At 72.4% G+C, this 16,648-nt stretch carries 16 protein-coding genes; 12 read left to right on the forward strand and 4 right to left on the reverse strand.

What is annotated here, in order from left to right; genetic code table 11:
- Nucleotides 1-21: 21 nt before the first annotated feature.
- Genes AWQ71_RS32360 through AWQ71_RS32370 form a run of 3 tightly spaced genes read left to right on the forward strand, consistent with a single transcriptional unit; the run spans nucleotide 22 to nucleotide 2,898 of the window.
- The gene (locus AWQ71_RS32360) at nucleotides 22-1,002 is read left to right on the forward strand and encodes an ABC transporter ATP-binding protein (RefSeq protein WP_067140674.1); all 981 of its coding nucleotides are present in this window, start codon (nucleotides 22-24) and stop codon (nucleotides 1,000-1,002) included.
- A 26-nt stretch (nucleotides 1,003-1,028) separates the two neighbouring features.
- Nucleotides 1,029-1,952, forward strand: coding sequence for an ABC transporter ATP-binding protein (locus AWQ71_RS32365; RefSeq protein WP_245658708.1), 924 nt, complete (start codon nucleotides 1,029-1,031; stop codon nucleotides 1,950-1,952).
- A 13-nt stretch (nucleotides 1,953-1,965) separates the two neighbouring features.
- Nucleotides 1,966-2,898, forward strand: a complete 933-nt coding sequence (locus AWQ71_RS32370; protein WP_067140541.1) for a S66 peptidase family protein — start codon at nucleotides 1,966-1,968, stop codon at nucleotides 2,896-2,898.
- Nucleotides 2,899-2,949: 51 nt separating this feature from the next.
- On the opposite strand, the gene AWQ71_RS32375 is transcribed toward AWQ71_RS32370, so the two are convergent.
- Together AWQ71_RS32375 and AWQ71_RS32380 are read right to left on the reverse strand one after the other, a co-directional pair.
- Complete coding sequence (locus AWQ71_RS32375) at nucleotides 2,950-4,551, reverse strand: ABC-F family ATP-binding cassette domain-containing protein (RefSeq protein WP_067140544.1); 1,602 nt, start codon at nucleotides 4,549-4,551, stop codon at nucleotides 2,950-2,952.
- Nucleotides 4,552-4,675: 124 nt separating this feature from the next.
- The gene (locus AWQ71_RS32380; protein WP_067140547.1) at nucleotides 4,676-5,737 is read right to left on the reverse strand and encodes an aldo/keto reductase; all 1,062 of its coding nucleotides are present in this window, start codon (nucleotides 5,735-5,737) and stop codon (nucleotides 4,676-4,678) included.
- Between the two features lie 84 nt (nucleotides 5,738-5,821).
- Here AWQ71_RS32380 and AWQ71_RS32385 point away from each other — a divergent pair, with 84 nt between their 5' ends.
- The 3 genes from AWQ71_RS32385 (at nucleotide 5,822) to AWQ71_RS32395 (ending at nucleotide 8,313) form a co-directional block, all read left to right on the forward strand.
- Nucleotides 5,822-6,361 carry a TetR/AcrR family transcriptional regulator gene (locus AWQ71_RS32385; protein WP_067140550.1) on the forward strand — a complete coding sequence of 180 codons (540 nt, stop codon included), beginning with the start codon at nucleotides 5,822-5,824 and terminating at the stop codon, nucleotides 6,359-6,361.
- A gap of 58 nt (nucleotides 6,362-6,419) precedes the next feature.
- Nucleotides 6,420-7,430, forward strand: coding sequence for an aldo/keto reductase (locus tag AWQ71_RS32390; protein WP_067140554.1), 1,011 nt, complete (start codon nucleotides 6,420-6,422; stop codon nucleotides 7,428-7,430).
- A 322-nt stretch (nucleotides 7,431-7,752) separates the two neighbouring features.
- Nucleotides 7,753-8,313, forward strand: coding sequence for a sigma-70 family RNA polymerase sigma factor (locus AWQ71_RS32395; protein ID WP_067140557.1), 561 nt, complete (start codon nucleotides 7,753-7,755; stop codon nucleotides 8,311-8,313).
- A gap of 82 nt (nucleotides 8,314-8,395) precedes the next feature.
- On the opposite strand, the gene AWQ71_RS32400 is transcribed toward AWQ71_RS32395, so the two are convergent.
- A complete protein-coding gene (locus tag AWQ71_RS32400) occupies nucleotides 8,396-9,574 on the reverse strand; it encodes a cytochrome P450 (protein ID WP_067140560.1) in 1,179 nt (392 codons plus the stop codon).
- 553 nt (nucleotides 9,575-10,127) lie between these two features.
- Here AWQ71_RS32400 and AWQ71_RS32405 point away from each other — a divergent pair.
- The 6 genes from AWQ71_RS32405 (at nucleotide 10,128) to AWQ71_RS32430 (ending at nucleotide 14,972) form a co-directional block, all read left to right on the forward strand.
- Nucleotides 10,128-10,973 (forward strand): TrmH family RNA methyltransferase, encoded by an 846-nt coding sequence (locus AWQ71_RS32405; protein WP_245658697.1) that lies wholly within the window; start codon nucleotides 10,128-10,130, stop codon nucleotides 10,971-10,973.
- A 194-nt stretch (nucleotides 10,974-11,167) separates the two neighbouring features.
- Nucleotides 11,168-12,322, forward strand: a complete 1,155-nt coding sequence (locus AWQ71_RS32410; RefSeq protein ID WP_067140565.1) for an RtcB family protein — start codon at nucleotides 11,168-11,170, stop codon at nucleotides 12,320-12,322.
- A 332-nt stretch (nucleotides 12,323-12,654) separates the two neighbouring features.
- Entirely contained in the window at nucleotides 12,655-13,470 is an 816-nt protein-coding gene (locus AWQ71_RS32415; protein WP_245658699.1) for a hemerythrin domain-containing protein, read from the forward strand.
- Nucleotides 13,471-13,498: 28 nt separating this feature from the next.
- Nucleotides 13,499-13,927, forward strand: coding sequence for an ester cyclase (locus AWQ71_RS32420; RefSeq protein ID WP_067140570.1), 429 nt, complete (start codon nucleotides 13,499-13,501; stop codon nucleotides 13,925-13,927).
- A gap of 190 nt (nucleotides 13,928-14,117) precedes the next feature.
- On the forward strand, nucleotides 14,118-14,348 hold the full coding sequence (locus AWQ71_RS32425) for a winged helix-turn-helix domain-containing protein (RefSeq protein WP_218002052.1): 231 nt from the start codon (nucleotides 14,118-14,120) through the stop codon (nucleotides 14,346-14,348).
- Nucleotides 14,349-14,423: 75 nt separating this feature from the next.
- Nucleotides 14,424-14,972, forward strand: a complete 549-nt coding sequence (locus AWQ71_RS32430) for a YceI family protein (RefSeq protein WP_067140576.1) — start codon at nucleotides 14,424-14,426, stop codon at nucleotides 14,970-14,972.
- Between the two features lie 11 nt (nucleotides 14,973-14,983).
- On the opposite strand, the gene AWQ71_RS32435 is transcribed toward AWQ71_RS32430, so the two are convergent.
- Nucleotides 14,984-16,558 (reverse strand): TIGR03086 family metal-binding protein, encoded by a 1,575-nt coding sequence (locus AWQ71_RS32435; RefSeq protein ID WP_067140579.1) that lies wholly within the window; start codon nucleotides 16,556-16,558, stop codon nucleotides 14,984-14,986.
- Nucleotides 16,559-16,648: the final 90 nt, after the last annotated feature.

Genomic DNA, 16,648 nt, shown 5'->3' on the forward strand with positions numbered 1-16,648 from the left:
GAGGAGCGGGCCGCGGTGCCCATGCTCGACGTGCGCGACCTGCGGGTGAACTACCGGGGCGGCGGGCGGACCGTGCCCGCCGTACGCGGGGTCAGCTTCACCCTCGACCGCGGCCAGACCCTCGGCGTGGCCGGAGAGTCGGGCTCGGGCAAGTCGACGATGGCGCTCAGCCTGCTCCGGCTGCTGCCGTCCTCCGCCCAGGTGACCGGCCAGGTTCTGTTCGAGGGCGAGGACCTGCTGACCGCCAAGTGGGCACGGCTGCGCGCGGTGCGCTGGTCGGCGGCCTCCGTGGTGTTCCAGGGCGCGATGAGCGCCCTCAACCCGGTGCGCACGATCGGCGAGCAGATCTGCGAGCCCATCCTGCTGCACGACAAGGTCGGCCAGAAGACGGCCCGCGCGCGGGCGGCCGAACTGCTCGACAGCGTCGGCCTGCCGTCGCGGCGGCTCGGCTCGTACCCGCACGAGTTCTCCGGCGGCCAGCGCCAGCGCATCATGATCGCGATGGCGCTCGCCTGCCGCCCCGACCTGATCATCGCGGACGAGCCGACCACCGCGCTCGACGTCATGGTCCAGGCACAGGTGCTGAACCTGCTCGGCGAGCTGGTGCGCGAGTCGGGCATCGGCGTCATCATGATCAGCCACGACCTGTCGGTGCTGTCCCACATGTGCGAGCGGCTGGCCGTCATGTACGCGGGGCAGGTCGCCGAGATCGGCCCGTCCAAGCAGCTCATCACCGAGCCGCGGCACCCGTACACGCGGGCGCTCGGCCGGGCCTTCCCGACGATCGGCGATCCGGCCTCGCGGCTCGCGCCCGCGGGGCTGCCCGGTGACCCGCCCACGCCGTCCGAGCTGGCCAAGCTGAACGAGAGCAGGGGCTGCGCCTTCGAGCCGCGCTGCCCCGAGGCCACGGACGCCTGCCGTACCGAGACCGTGGAGCTGTGGCCGAGCGGCCCGGGGCGCGAGGCCGCGTGCCTGCGCGTGTTGGAAGGGAGCGGCGCGTGAAGCCCGTGCTCGAAGTCCGCGACCTGATGGTCACCTATCCGGCGCGCCGCGGCGCCGCGCCCGCGCGCGCCGTCGACGGGGTGAACCTGCAGGTGGGGCAGGGCGAGATCGTCGCACTCGTCGGCGAGTCCGGATGCGGCAAGTCCACGCTGGCCAGAGCGCTGGTCGGGCTGGTCAAACCCACAGGCGGCCAGGTGCTCAGCGACGGAGTGCCGCTCGGCTACTCCGCCGCCGCGCTCAAGGCGTACCGTCGCCACACCCAGCTCGTCCTGCAGGATCCGGGCGGCGCGCTCAACCCCAGGCAGAACGTCTTCGACGCCGTCGCCGAAGGCCCCCGGCTGCACGGCCTGACCGACCGGCTCGGCGAGCGGGTGCACACCGCGCTGGCCAAGGCGGGGCTGCGCCCGCCCGAGCAGTTCGCGGGCCGGTTCCCGCACGAGATGTCCGGCGGCCAGCAACAGCGCGTCGTCATCGCGGGGGCGCTCGCGCTCGAACCGTCGGTCATCGTCGCCGACGAGCCGGTCGCCTCGCTCGACGCCTCGGTCCGGGGTGAGATCCTCAAACTGATCCTGGAGCTGCGCGACTCGCTCGGCCTGTCCGCGCTGGTCGTCAGCCACGACCTCGGCCTGGCCTGGAACATCGCGGACCGTGTCGCCGTCATGTATCTCGGCAGGATCGTCGAGACCGGTACGGTCGAGGAGGTGCTGCTGCGCCCCAAGCACCCGTACACGCGGGCCCTGCTGTCGGTGCTGCCGGACTCCGGCGAGCCGCCCGTGCTGCTCACCGGCGAGCCGCCGGACCCGACCTCCGTCCCCGGTGGCTGCCGCTTCCACCCCCGATGCCCGCTCAGGGCGGCCGAGCAGGACTCGCGTTGTGACGGCCAGGACCTGCCCGTCCTGACCGGCGACCCGTCGGCGTCCAGCCTCGCCGCCTGCCACCTCGTCCAGTGAAGGAGCTTTCCCCGTGACCGATTTCCTCCACCCGCCCGCTCTGCGGCCCGGCGCCCGGGTCGCGGTCATCGCCGCCAGCAGCCCGCCCAACCAGGCGAACCTCGACCGCGGCCTGGCCGCCATGGAGGAGGTCGGCCTCAAGCCCGAGGTGTTCTCCTCCACCCGCGTCGGCGGCACCGAGTACGACTACCTCGCGGGCGGCGACGCCCTGCGGGCGGCCGACCTGACCAAGGCGCTCGGCGACCCCGCGTACGACGCGGTCTTCTGCGCCGGCGGCGGGTACGGCATGCAGCGCACGCTCGAACTGGTCGACTGGTCGGCGATCGACCCGGCCCGGCCCAAGGTCGTGGTGGGGTACTCCGACGTGACCGCGCTGCTGGAGGCGATCGCGGTCAAGCTCGGCTGGGTCTCGCTGTTCGGGCCCATGGTCGCCTGCGACGGCTTCTACCAGGGGCCGGGGGAGTACGACTTCGACGAGCTGATGAAGCTGCTCTTCCACCCGGAGTCGGTGACCGAACTGGTCTTCCCCAACGCCCGGACGGTCGTGCCCGGCGTCGCCGAGGGCCACACCCTCGGCGGCACCGCCACGCTGCTGGCCGCCTCGCTCGGCACCGACACCTCGCTGCCCGCGCGCGGGGCGATCCTCTTCCTCGAAGACGTGGACGAGGAGCTGTTCCGGATGGACCGGTACATCACCCAGCTCCGCCGGGCCACCTACAGCGACGGCGTGGCCGGCATCCTGCTCGGCACGTTCACCAACTGCGGCGAGCCGCGCGACGTCGACCGGATGCTGGCGGAGCGGCTGGGCGACCTCGGCGTGCCCGTCCTCGCCGGGGCCGACATCGGGCACGGGATCTCGATGCAGACCTACCCCATCGGCGTCCGGGCCCGGCTCGACACCGAGGCGGGCACGCTCCGCTTCCTGGAGCCGGTCCTCACCTCCTGAACTGCTCCCGGGGGCGGCGTTCTCACCCGCCGCCCCCGGGTGCGTACCGGATCAGGTGAGCGCGATCAGGTCCAGGTAGTCGTCGCTCCACAGGTCCTCGTCGGCGTCCGGGAGCAGCAGGACGCGCTCGGGGCGCAGCGCCCGGACGGCGCCCTCATCGTGGGTCACCATGACGATCGCGCCCGGATAGGCGCCGACCGCCGCCAGAACCTCGTCCCGGGAAGCCGGGTCGAGGTTGTTGGTCGGCTCGTCCAGCAGCAGCACGTTCGCGCCGGAGTGGACCAGCCCGGCCAGGGCCAGCCGGGTCTTCTCACCGCCGGACAGGACCGCGGCCGGCTTGTCGGCGTCGTCCCCGCCGAACAGGAACGCGCCGAGCACCCGGCGCGCCTCGCCGTCGCTCAGGTGCGGGGCCGCCGCCGCCAGGTTCTCCCGTACGGTCCGTGCCGTGTCGAGGGTGTCGTGCTCCTGGGCGAAGTAGCCGAGGCGCAGGCCGTGGCCGTGCACCACCCGCCCGCTGTCCGCCGTGTCGTGCCCGGCGAGAATCCGCAGCAGCGTCGTCTTGCCCGCGCCGTTCAGCCCGAGGATCACCAGGCGGGATCCGCGGTCCACGGCCAGGTCCACGCCGGTCAGGACGGGCCGCCCGCCGTACGCCTTGGCCAGGCTGATCGCGCCGAGCGGCGTCCGGCCGCAGGGGGCGGGCTCGGGCAGCCGGATGCGGGCCGTCTTCTCCGCGCGCCGGACCGGCTCCAGGGTGGCCAGCATCCGGTCGGCGCGGCGCGTCATGTTCTTCGCCGCGACGGCCGTCGCCACGTGCGCCCGCATCTTGTCCGCCTGCGCGTGCAGCGAGGCGGCCTTGCGCTCGGCGTTCGCCCGCTCGCGGGCCCGGCGGCGGTCGTCGGCGTCCCGCTGGGCGAGGTGGGCGGCCCAGCCGGTGTTGTACACGTCGATCGCGGCCCGGTGCGGGTCGAGGTGGAAGACCCGGTTGACGACGTCCGCGAGCAGCCCCGTGTCGTGGCTGATCACCATCAGCCCGCCCCGGTGGTCGAGCAGGAAGGAACGCAGCCAGGCCACCGAGTCGGCGTCCAGGTGGTTGGTCGGCTCGTCGAGCAGCAGCGTCCCGTGATCGGCGAACAGGATCCTGGCCAGCTCGACCCGCCGCCGCTGGCCGCCGGAGAGGGTGCCGAGCGGCCGGTCGGTCACCCCCGGCGGCAGGCCGAGACCGGCGGCGACCCGGGCCGCCTCCGCCTCGGCCGCGTACCCGCCCCCGGCCTGGAACCGGGCCTCCGCCCGGGCGTAGGCGTTCATCGCCCGCTCCTGCGCGGCCGGGTTCGTCGCCTCGGCCATCGCGGTCTCGGCGGCGCGCAGGGCGCGTACGGCCCGGTCCAGGCCGCGGGCGGACAGGATGCGGTCGGCGACGGTGATCGACGGGTCGGCCGCGCGTGAGTCCTGCGGCAGGTAGCCGACCGTCCCGGTAGGCAGGACGGTCCCGGCGGCCGGCCGGGCCTGCCCGGACAGGACGTTCATCAGAGTGGTCTTGCCGGCGCCGTTGCGGCCGACCAGGCCGATGCGGTCGCCGGGGGAGATGTGGAAGGAGATACCGGACAGCAGGAGGCGGGCGCCGACGCGCAGGTCGACACCGCGAACGGTGATCATTGGATGACGCTCCGGAACAGATCGAGGACACACGGGTGGCGTGGAAGCGGGTCCTCGATCTAGGAAATGCGGGGCGTCGACATGGCGGACAGGGTAACCCGGGCCGTCCGCCGACCGCATCCGATTATCCGGCCGTCACATCGGCGGCAGGCTCACCGGCGGTGGAGCGGCGGTGGAGCGGCGGTGGGAAGAACGTGCCGTTCGACGGCGCGCGGCGCTCGTGGGAGATCTCGTCGAGGCGGGACCGGGCCTCCTGGGGAAGCGCGCGGTCGAGGGAGGCGAGCGCGGCGGTGAGCTGGTCGGCGGAGCGCGGACCGAGGACGACCGACGTGACGCCGGGCCGCCCGGCCACCCAGGCCAGGGCCACGTCGGCGGGCGTGGCGCCCAGGCCGGCGGCGACCGCGGCGACCTCCTCGGCGATGTCCAGGTGCCGGGACGTGAGCAGCGATTCCGCCCACCCGCGGGAACCGGGTGCGGAGGAGGTCAGTAGACGACCCATCCGGCTGTCCGGGTCGGGCTGGGCGTCCCTGCGGTAGCGGCCGCTGAGCAGGCCGCCGCCGAGCGTGCCGTACGCGATCGTGCCGAGCCCGAGCTGGTGGCAGACGTCCAGGATCTCCTCCTCGATCACCCGTACCAGCAGTGAGTACTGCGGCTGCAGGCTGACGAATGGCGTGCCGCCCACCCGCTCGGCCGCCCACTGGGCCCGCACGATCTGGGCGGCGGTGAAGTTCGAGCAGCCCAGGTAGCGGACCTTGCCGGCGCGCACGAAGTCGTGCAGCGTGGCCATGGTCTCCTCGATCGGCGTGCCTTCGTCCCACAGGTGGCACTGGTACAGGTCCACATAGTCGGTGCCGAGCCGGCGCAGGCTGGCGTCCAGCGCGGCGGTGAGCCGGCGGCGCGACAGGCCGCGCGGCTCGTGGTCGGTGGGCATCGCGCCCTTGGTGGCCAGCACGACCGCGTCGCGGCGCCCCTTGACGGCCCGGCCCACGATCTCCTCGGTCTCGCCCCGGTGGTAGAGGTCGGCGGTGTCGATGAGCGTGCCGCCCGCGTCCAGGAAGGCGTCGACGATGCGGCGGGCCTCGGCCTCGCCGGTGGCGGCCAGGCCGTTCGCGGTGCCGAAGTTCATGGTGCCCAGGCAGGCGCGCGAGACGCGCAGTCCGGAGCGACCCAAGTTCCGGTATTCCACAGTGAACCTCCTAGAATCGGAACGCGTGTTCCGGGTGGGCGCGTTACGGAACACGTGTTCCGGTTGTCAACGAGGAGGAGCGGCATGCGCGCGGACGCCCAGCGCAACAGGGCCCGAGTGCTGGAGGCGGCCGAAGAGGTGCTGGCCCGCGACGGCCTGGCCGCGTCGATGCGCGCCGTCGCCGAGCTCGCCGGGGTCGGTGTGGGCACGATCTACCGGCAGTTCCCCACCAAAGAAGCCCTCTACCAGGCGATCGTGGCCGACCGGACGCGGCGGCTGGCCGAGCGGGCGGCCGAGCTGGCCGAGGGCGGCGACCCCGGCCGGGCGTTCTTCACGTTCTTCGCCATGATCGTGGAGCACGCGACGACCAAGAAGGTGTTCGTGGACGCGCTCAGCGCCGCCGGCGTGGATCCCAAAGCCGGGTCCCCCGACCTACGCGGGCCGATCGAGACGCTGCTGGTCCGGGCACAGCACGCCGGCGCGGTGCGGCCGGACGTGGGCATGCCGGAGCTGCTCGCACTGCTCAGCGCGGCCTGCCTGGCCGCCCAGCAGCAAGGCTGGGACCCCGGACTGCGCGACCGCGCGCTCGCCGTGGTCTTCGACGGGCTACGGACCCAGCCGTAGACTTGGAGTCTGGCTTCACTCAGGCCGGCCGCTGACGCGCCCCTGAAAGGAAATCGCTGTGAAGCTCGATCAGATCCTTCCCGGACGCATCGGATACGGTTCGGCGCCGCTGGGGAACATGTTCCGGTCCGTTCCGGACGACGAGGCGACCGCCACGCTGAACGCCGCCTGGGATCACGGCATCCGCTACTACGACACGGCCCCGCTCTACGGCGCCGGCCTCTCCGAGATCCGGCTCGGTGGACTCCTGTCCCAGAAGCCGCGGGACTCGTTCGTGCTCTCCACCAAGGTCGGCCGCGTCATCCTGGACGAGGTCGAAAGCGGGTCCCGCGACCTCGGAGAGAAGGGCAACCTGTTCGAGCACGGGCGCCCCAACACGATCGTCCACGAATGGACGGCCGAGGCCACAGAGCGCTCCATCGAGGGCAGTCTCGAGCGGCTGGGGGTCGACCGTCTGGACATTCTGTGGGTGCATGACATCGCCCAGGACTTCCACGGCGACGTCTGGCTGCAGAAGTTCGAAGAGGCCCGCACGGGCGCCTTCCGGGTGCTGTCCAGGCTGCGTGACGAAGGGGTCATCAAGGCCTGGGGGCTGGGCGTCAACCGCACCGAGCCGATCGAGCTCACGCTCGCCCTGGACGAGCCGCGGCCCGACGGGTTCCTGCTGGCCGGCCGGTACACGCTGCTCGACCACGAGCACGCCCTGCAGCGGCTGCTGCCCATGGCCGAAGAGCAGGGCGTCGGCATGGTCGTCGGCGGTCCCTACAGCTCCGGCGTCCTCGCCGGCGGTACCCACTTCGAGTACCAGGACGCGCCGCCGGAGATCGTGGAGAAGGTCCGGCGGCTCAAGCAGCTCACCGACGAGTACGGCGTGAGCATCAAGGCCGCGGCTCTCCAGTTCTCCCTCGCCCACCCCGTCTCCACGGCGGTCGTCGCGGGCGCCACCAAGCCCGGCCGCATCGCCGAAGACCTTGCCGCTCTCGACGAGGAGATCCCCGCCGGCTTCTGGACCGCCCTGCGCGCCTCCGGCCTGGTCAGCCCGCTGGCGCCCCTGCCCGGCGGAGCGTAGGCCCCGCTGCCCGTTCGTGTCCCGCACCTCTGGGCGGGCCGCCCGGGGATTGACGTGGCCCTCCGGCCGGGGACAGTACGGGCCGATCTGCGTACCGACGTACCCAACTGCGAGGATTGCGTACGTGTCCCCCGACGAGCCGGCATCGCCCCCGGCACGAGCCCTCCAGCGCGCGAGCGACGCCCCCGTCCCGGATCGTGGGAGCGGCGATCGACCCCCGATACGCACGATCGATGCCCGCGTCGCCGGTCGCACGGGCGGCAGGGCCGCGAAACTCGCGAGCGGCGGCCGAGTCGCCGGCACGCCGCATGACGGGTCGGCCGTGGACCGGATCTCCGACGACGAGCGGCTGACCGTGCTCGCCCTCGCGGCCCGCGCGGGCGCTCCCGCGGACGTCGAGGCGTTCACCCGCGCCGTCTATCCCGATGTGCTGCGGTTCCTCGTCTACCTGACCGACGCCCAGTCGGCGGAGGACCTCACGCAGGAGACGTTCGTGCGGGTCCTCGGCAGCCTTCCCCGGTTCGCCGGACGAGCCTCCGCCCGAACCTGGCTGCGCGCCATCGCCCGCCGGGTCGTCGTCGACCGGATCCGCTCGGCCGCCGCCCGGCCCGTGATCGCCGACGTGCCCGACTGGCGGGCCGTGGCGGAACGGTCCCAGCCGGGCGGGTTGCCCGCCCCGGACGACACGGTGGCGCTGGACGCGCTCCTCACCGAGGTGCCGCGCGATCGCCGCGACGCGTTCGTGCTCACGCAGATCATGGGCCTGCCGTACGCCGAGGCGGCGGAGCTGATGGGGTGCCCGGTCGGCACGGTGCGTTCCCGGGTGGCGCGGGCCCGCGGCCAGCTCGCCATGTCGCTGCTCGACGCCGAACAGGCCGCCTGACCGGGGCGGCGGGACGCCGGGCCGGAGTCTCCGGCCCGGCGTCCTCACCTCACGGCGCGATGCGGGGGTGAAACCGGGATGGTCACCACTCCACGGGCAGAGCCTCCAGCCCGTACACGATCGCGATCTTCCGGAACTCCACCTCTTCGGCCGGTACGGCGAGGCGCAGCTCGGGGAAGCGTCGCAGCAGCGCCGGGTAGGCGATGCGCATCTCCATCCGCGCGAGCGGCGCGCCCACGCAGCGGTGGATGCCGTGCCCGAACGCGAGGTGCGACGAGGCGTCGCGCTCCGGGACGACGGTCTCCGTGTCCGGTCCGAGCTGCGGGTCGCGGTTGGCGGCGGCCAGCGAGCAGAGGACCATCTGGCCCTTCGCGATCGGCTGCCCGGCCAGGACGAGGTCCTCGCGGGCGAAGCGCGGGAAGGCGACCTGCACCACGGTCATGTAGCGCAGCAGCTCCTCCACCACACGGCCGACCTGCTCCTCGTCGCCGTCCCGGACGAGCGCGAGGTGCTCGGGGTGCTGCAGCAGCCACAGGGTGCCCAGGGCGAGCATGCTCGTGCTGGTGTCGTGGCCACCGGTCAGCAACCCGTCGGAGAGGCTGGCCAGCTCCTCGTCGCTGATGTCGTCGCCGTGGTCGCGGATCAGCATGCCGAGCAGGCCGTCACCGGGGTTCTCACGCTCGCGTGCGACCAGCTTCCGCAGGTACGTCATCGAGTCGTTGATCGCCTGCAACGACGCCTCGGGGCCGGCCGAGAAGTCGAACCGGCCGGTGCTGAGGCGCAGGAAGTCGGCCTGCTCCTCGTACGGCACGCCCAGCAGCTCGCACACCACGAGCGAGGGGATGGGCAGGGCGAAGGACTGGACCAGGTCGGCCGGGGTGCCGGCCTTCTCCATCGCGTCGAGGCGCTCGGTGACGATGGCCTCGATCCGGGGCTCCAGCCGGCGCAGCCGCCGTACGGTGAACTCGGGGGTCAGGAAGCGGCGCAGCCGGGTGTGCTCCGGCGGGTCGCGGAAGCCGAGCCCGCCCGGGTCGTCCTGCTGGGAACCGGCGGCGATGACGTTCCCGAAGTCGTTGCTGAACCTGTTGTGGTCGCCGAGTACGGCGCGCACGTCCTCATATCGGGTGACCAGCCACACCGTGGAGCCGTCCGGCATGGGCAGCGGATAGACCGGCTGCTCGGCCCGGATGCGGGCGAGCTCGGGCACCGGGTCCATCCCCTCTCGCATGAACTGCACGAGGGGAAATTCCGTCTCTGACATCTATTCGGATCCTCATTGTTTCGCCCGGCGCCGGTGCGCGGGGAAGCGCGCCGACGCCGAGGTTGGTCCAAGGGCCGGCGGGCGCCGTGGCGACGGCCGGTGGCAGTCGTCCCCGCGGGATGTCGATGCCCTTCGCGTCCGACATCCGGCCGCTCCCTCCGCGCGACCGTCGCTGGTACGCCGACGATGAGAGCCCCCCATAGAGACATGTCGTTCCAGCGCGCCGCGAAGTTCCCGACGAAAGCGGATTTGTTTAGATTTCTTCCAGAATCTCGGGATGTGTCCCGGTGCGCGGCATAAGCCGTAGGCGGACCCGGTTGTGGCCGAGCAAGCCCTCGCACAGCGAGGCACACCTCAGCCGGGCCTCCGTGACTCTGATGGCCAGCCGCCTGACCAGGAGAAACGCGAGGTCGTGGGCTCCCCGGCAGGGGGCGGCGGCGCGCGCCGCGTGGCTCGGGCCAGGAACGTTCGGCGTTCATGGGAGCCAAGGCCACGTCTGCCGGCGACGCATGGCTTGCCATCACATGGTGAAACTGATCCTATTCTGTAGAGCGTGGTTGATCGGGGGCAATCGGCATCGGCGCAGTTGCGCATCACGCGGGCGAACGCGCGCTTCCAGCAGTGGCAGGCCCTGCTGGGCAACCGGACCAAGCGGCAGCGGGCCAAGGAGTTCCTGATCCAGGGCGTGCGCCCGATCAGCCTGGCGGTCGAGTTCGGCTGGCCGGTGCATGCGCTCCTCTACGACGCCGAGCGGCCGCTGTCGAGCTGGGCCACGCAGATGCTCAAGGTGGCCGGCGGCGAGCGGGTGGCCATGGCCCCCGACCTGCTGCGGGAGCTGGGCGGCAAAGACGAGGACGTGCCCGAGCTGGTGGCGGTGGTCGAGCTGCCGGACGATGAGCTGTCCCGCATCCACGTGGGGCCGTCTTTCCTGGGCGCGGTGTTCGACCGGCCGAACAACCCCGGCAACATCGGGACGATGGCACGTTCACTGGACGCATTCGGCGGCACGGGCCTGATCGTCACCGGGCACGCCGCCGACCCCTATGATCCTCGTTCGGTGCGGGCCTCCACCGGGTCGCTGCTGGCGCTGCCGGTGGTGCGGTCCCCCTCACACCGAGAGGTGCTCGCGTGGGTGGCACAGCTGCGCGCCCAAGGCCTGCCGCTCCTGGTGGTGGGCACCGACGAGAACGGCAGCTGCGACGTCGCCGAACTGGACCTGACCGGCCCCACCCTGCTGGTCATCGGTAACGAGACCACCGGGCTGAGCGCGGGATGGCGGCAGGCGTGCGACACCATGGCGCGCATCCCGATGGCCGGCTCGGCCAGTTCCCTGAACGCCGCCAGCGCGGCGACCGTGACGTTGTACGAGGCCGCCCGCCAACGCCGCAGCGGGCGCTGAGCCTGGCCCAACGCAATCTCGCCTTGCTGAGCCGGGCCGGGCCGACGGCCCGCCCCGCCGATCTCGAGGCGCGCGCCGCCGGCTTCGAGAAGCCGGCTCCGGACTCTCGCCGTGCCGACCCGACACGAGATCAAATGAGTCGATTCTTCATCATGTCCCGGGCAGACTTGGCGGCGACGTAAAGGAGAGCAACCATGCCGAACCGGGTCGCCCCGAACCTGCTCTCGTGGGCAACCGACATCGAACAGGGCACCATCGAGCAGGCGGCCCGCGCCGCCCGGCTCCCGTTCGTGCCCGGCCACGTCGCGCTGATGCCGGACGCGCACGTCGGCCTCGGCGCCACGGTCGGCTCCGTCATCCCAACCCAGGGGGCGATCATCCCCTCCGCCGTCGGCGTCGACATCGGCTGCGGCATGGTCGCGACCGAGACGACCCTCACCGCCGCCGACCTGCCCGACAGCCTGGACGCGCTGATGCCGCTCGTCGAGCGGAGCATCCCGGCCGGCGTCGGCAAGGGCCACGATGATCCGGCGATCGACGACGCGCTCGACGCGATCGGCCACCCGCACACCGAGCTCTCGACCAAGCAGCGGAACACCACGGCCTGCCAGTTCGGCACCCTCGGCTCGGGCAACCACTTCGTGGAGGTCTGCCTGGATGAGCGCGACCGGGTCTGGACGGTGCTGCACTCCGGCTCGCGCGGCATCGGCAACCAGCTCGCGACCCGGCACATCGCCGAGGCCAAGAAGCTGATGGCGCGCTACTTCATCACGCTTGAGGACCCGGACCTGGCCTACCTCGTCCAGGGCACCCCCGAGTTCACCGGCTACATCCGCGACATGCTCTGGGCTCAGCAGTACGCCATGGCCTCGCGCGCCCGGATGGACACGGTGCTCTCCGACGCGCTGTTCTCCGTCGTCGGCACGGGCGAGCGGGTGCGAACGATCAACTGCCACCACAATTTCACGCAGCAGGAGCGCCACCACGGCAAGGACATGTGGATCACCCGGAAGGGCGCCATCAAGGCGGACGCCGGCGACCACGGCGTGATCCCCGGCTCGATGGGTACGCGCTCGTACATCGTGCGCGGCCTCGGCAACCCGTCGTCGTACAACTCCTGCTCCCACGGCGCGGGCCGCCGCATGTCGCGGGCCGAGGCGCGGCGCAGGCTGTCGGCGGAGTCGCTCGCCGAGGCGATGGCCGGCCGCACCTGGAACGCCGACCGGGCGACGGCGCTGGTCGACGAGCACCCTGAGGCGTACAAGCCGATCGACCAGGTGATGGAGGACCAGCGGGACCTCGTCGAGGTCGAGCACACCCTGCGGCAGGTCTTCAACTACAAGGGATAGGGCGGTTCCGATCCACCTGGGTCAATGGAAACGACGTGTTCGCGGATATGGGTCCCGCGGGATCCTGAATCGCCCGCGTCCGCCGACCCGCTCCACGCCCGCTCCCTCGGGGGCGGGCGCTCGCGTTTCCTGGGACGCTCCGCTGTGCCGGGAGGGAGTGTCCTGCCGGATCTCCTCGAGGGAGGTCGGTGGCGGCGGGGTTCTGATCAGATCGCCAAGGGGCGCACCGAGGAGTGGCCGAAGGATTACCCGGCCGTCGGCGAACCGATCAGATGTCCGGGGAAGGACCTGACCTGCGCGGACCGCCGGACGATGGGGGAGGCGATGGCAGGGTGAGTGGGGACGGCTCGGGGGAGTCCCGTACGCCGGAGATGCGCCGGCGCGACCTGCTGCGGGTGCCCGCGGCCCTGGCGGGCGGCCTCGCGCTGACGGCCTGCGGGCCCGGAAACCTGAACCTGGTGAAGGGCCGCGCGCCCGGCTCACCCTCGGTGATCGCGCCGCCCGGTTCGCCCGGCGCCTCGCCCGCCGAGGCGCAGGTGCCGGTGACGCCGCCGGAGGACCTGATGCGCGAGCACGGCGTCCTCAAGCGGATCCTGCTCATCTACCGGGAGGGAATCCGGCGCATCGACGGCGGCCAGCCGGTTCCGGCGCACGAGTTGAACGCCGGCGCGCGGCTCATCCGGAGCTTCATCGAGCAATACCACGAGGAGCTGGAGGAGAAGTACGTCTTCCCTCCCCTGGTCAAGGCGGGGAAGCTCACCGACACCGTCGCCGTCCTGCGCCTGCAGCACCGGCGCGGGCGGGTGCTCACCGGCCGCATCATCGACGCCACCGGCGGGTCGTCCCCCGCGGCGACACCCGGCACCGCCGGAACGCCGGGGACGCGGAGCCCTCGCGACCTCCGCGCCGACATGGCCGCGTTCATCCGGATGTACGAGCCGCACGAAGCGCGCGAGGACACCGTCGTCTTCCCGGCGTTCCGGGACGTGGTGCCGCCCGCGAGATTCAGGGAGGTCGGCGAGATCTTCGAGGACGAGGAGCACCGCCGGTTCGGCCCGAGCGGGTTCACCGGCGTGGTGAACCAGGTCGCCGGCATCGAGAAGTCCCTCGGGATCTACAACCTGTCCCAGTTCACCCCTCGGGTGTGAGGGCCGCGCGTCCGAAGGAGGCGACAGGATGTCCGAGACCAGGGAGGTGCGGGACCGGTACACGGCCGCGTTCAGCGCCCATGACATGGACGCGCTTCTGGCCACGTTCAGTCCGGCCGGCGTGGCGGTCAGCCCCGAGGGAGTGTGCGAGGGGCACGGGGAACTCGCTTCCTTCGTCTGGCAGTTCTGGGAGGCGTTCCCGGACGTCCGCCTCGTGGTGGAGACCGTGACCGAGCAGGACGATCTCGCGGTCGACGAACTGGTGATGGTGGGCACCCACGACGGGCCCTACGTGACCCCGGGCGGACACGTGATTCCCCCGTCCGGACGCCCTCTGCGGTTGCGCTGCTGCTCCTTCGCCGCCGTCGAGAACCGGCTCATCGTCAGCCTGCGTCTCTATTTCGACCAGGTGGAACTGCTCGCCCAGATCGGTGTCTCCGTCGAGCCGCCCGTCTGACCGCGCGGGCGTCCCGGCCCGGGGGCGATCGAGCGGCGCTGCTCGTGGAGTGGAGGCGTACGCGCCCGGTTACCGCCGCGTGGTCGGGAGGAAAGGGGATATTGCCGGATATTTGCTGTGGGAGGGGTGAAAAGGGTGAGAGTGGGGACATCTACCGGTCGTGGCCACGAGGATCGAGCATGAGGGCCCCGTGCCCGTGCATCGGCAGCTCGCCGGCATCCTCCGCGACGAGATCCTGAGCGGCCGGATCGAGCCGGACCGTCCGCTCCCTTCCGAGGCGAGCCTGTGCGAGCGGTACGGCGTGCGGCCCGAGGACGTGCGCGGGGCGATCCAGGAGCTCAGCGACGAGGGCCTCGTCTACGTCCTCGCCGGCGAGGGGGCGTACGTGTCCTCCCGGGCCGAGGAGACCGGCGGCGGCTGACCGCCCGCAGCGGCCCGCCGCCCGGTTCGCTCTCGGCCCAACGAGAGGCGACGCGGGCCGACCTAGGCTGAAGACATGGGAATCGAGCCTGGCAGCTACACCATCGGTCCGGAGTCCGGGCGGCTCCTCATCAGGACGACCCGCGCGGGTCTGGGCGCGAAGGCCGGCCACGATCTCACCCTCGAACCCGCGCGCTGGCGCGGCGAGGCCGTCGTGGCCGACCCCGCCGGTTCCTCGGTCACGGTTGAGGTCGACGTCGCGTCGATCGAGGTCAAGGAGGGCGTCGGCGGCATCAAGCCGCTCAGTGACTCCGACCGGGCGGACATCGTACGCAATCTGCGAGAGAAGGTCCTGAACGCGCGTGAGCATCCGACGATCACGTTCCGGTCCTCCCGGGTGGACGGCACCGCGGAGGTGTTCCACGTCGAGGGCGACCTCACCATTTCCGGAGCCACCCACACCGTCACGCTGGACGGACGATCCGTCGGTGACCGAGTGCGCGGATCGACGACGGTGGTGCAGAGCAGGTGGGGGATCCGCCCCTACTCGGCACTCTTCGGCGCGCTGAAACTGAGCGACGAGGTGGGCGTGGAGTTCGACCTCGCCCTCACCCCCCGCGCCTGACCGGCGCTCGCTCAGCCGACCGGGCGGCCCAGGTAGGCCGCGAGCCGGTCGGCGGCCGTCGCGTCGCCGGGCGCGGGCCGCGCCGGGCCGAAGGAACCGCCAGGAGTGCGCGGCAGGTCGCCGTAGATCTCCCGCACGACGGGCAGGATCGCCTCTGCCGCGTCGGGAGCGAGGTCCGTGGGCCTGCCGATCGCCCGGGCCAGGTCCCAGCCGTGGACCAGCATCTCGATGGTGAGCTGCTCGACCAGGCGCCAGCCGGGGGCCCCGCCGTACAGCCGCCGGAGCATCCCCGGGCGGCGGAATCCGGCGAGCGTGGCGCGAGCCGCCGTGCGGAACGCCGCGACATGGTCGGCGCCGAGATGGTCGGCGTCGAAGTCGGAGCGGGGCGTCCCCTCGGCGAGCCCGGTCCACACGAGGTTCTCCCAGACGAGGTGGTCGAGCAGGGCGCGCACGTCCCAGTCGCCGCAGGGAGTCGGATCGCCGAACCGGTCCGGCGGGACGGCCGCGACGAGCTCCTCCACCTCCGCGAGCACCCGCGCGCACGCCTCCAGCTTGGCCTCGGGATCGACGTCGGGCCCCTGGTCGAGGATCTCGCCGATGCGGTCGGCCCGCGCGCCGGGCTCGGGGTTGGCGCGCAGCGCGGTCGCGAGCCACGTGCCCGCCGCGGCGATGTTGGGGCGCATCGGCAGTCCGTTGATCAGGCACATCAGCTGCCAGTACCGTTCCAGCCGGATGTCGGCGGCGGTCTCGAGCTGTTCGAGAAGCCGGCGCCGGGCCGCCGGGCCGTCACCGTCGCCGCGGCCGTCCGGGGAGAAGCCGGCGCGGATCTGGCCGGGCAGCCAGGCCGCGACGATGCCCGCCACGACCGGTTCGGCCGCCGGCGAGTCGGCGGCGGTCCCGGCCGCGACGGCCGCCTCGACGCGGGCGACCCACAGATCCGTGATCTCCTGCGCCTCCCGCACATCCTCCTCGCGGTGCTCGCGAACGGCCTGCGCGGCGGCGTACTCGCCCATCCGGCGGACCGAGGCGCGCAGCTCCGGGTCGCGGATGAGCGCGGCCAGCTCGATCCACGCCTCGACCTGCCCGGCGGTGGGGTCGGGCGGCAGGTCGGGCATGGCCAGCAGCAGCCCCTCCCGGTACGCGGACGGGTCGAGGTCGCCGAGCGCCTCGGTCATGAAGTCGTGCACGATCGCGTTGCGTTCGGCGGCGGACAGGTGTGCCAGGTCAGTCATGTCGGTCAGGTCCTCGGTCGTCGATCCTTGCAGGGAGAACGAGCGCAACACCGCCTGACGCGTCCGCAGCGTGCGGATCCGCGCCTCCAGCGCGTCCGCGTGCAGGGCGGCCACCTCGGCGAGGTCACGCTCCCGGGTGACGACCTCGCGGATCACCGGCATGGCCAGCCCGAGCTCGCGCAGCGTCCGGGCCAGCTCCAGCCGGGCCACCGCCTCGGGCGCGTAGCGCCGGTAGCCGGCCGCGGTACGCGCCGACGGAGGCACGACACCGATGTCGGACCAGTGCCGGATCAGCTTCACGGACAGGCCGGTCCGCTCGGCCAGCTCGCCGATGCTGAGCAGGTCGTCACTCACATGTCCTACCTTCGGGTCTCCCACGATGGGAGAGTCAAATTCCTCGCGGGACGGCGACCGGCCCCGGAGTCGACAGCCCCCGAAGTATGG

It is taken from the genome of Microtetraspora malaysiensis, from assembly GCF_001528665.1.
Taxonomy (GTDB): Bacteria; Actinomycetota; Actinomycetes; order Streptosporangiales; family Streptosporangiaceae; genus Microtetraspora_A; species Microtetraspora_A malaysiensis.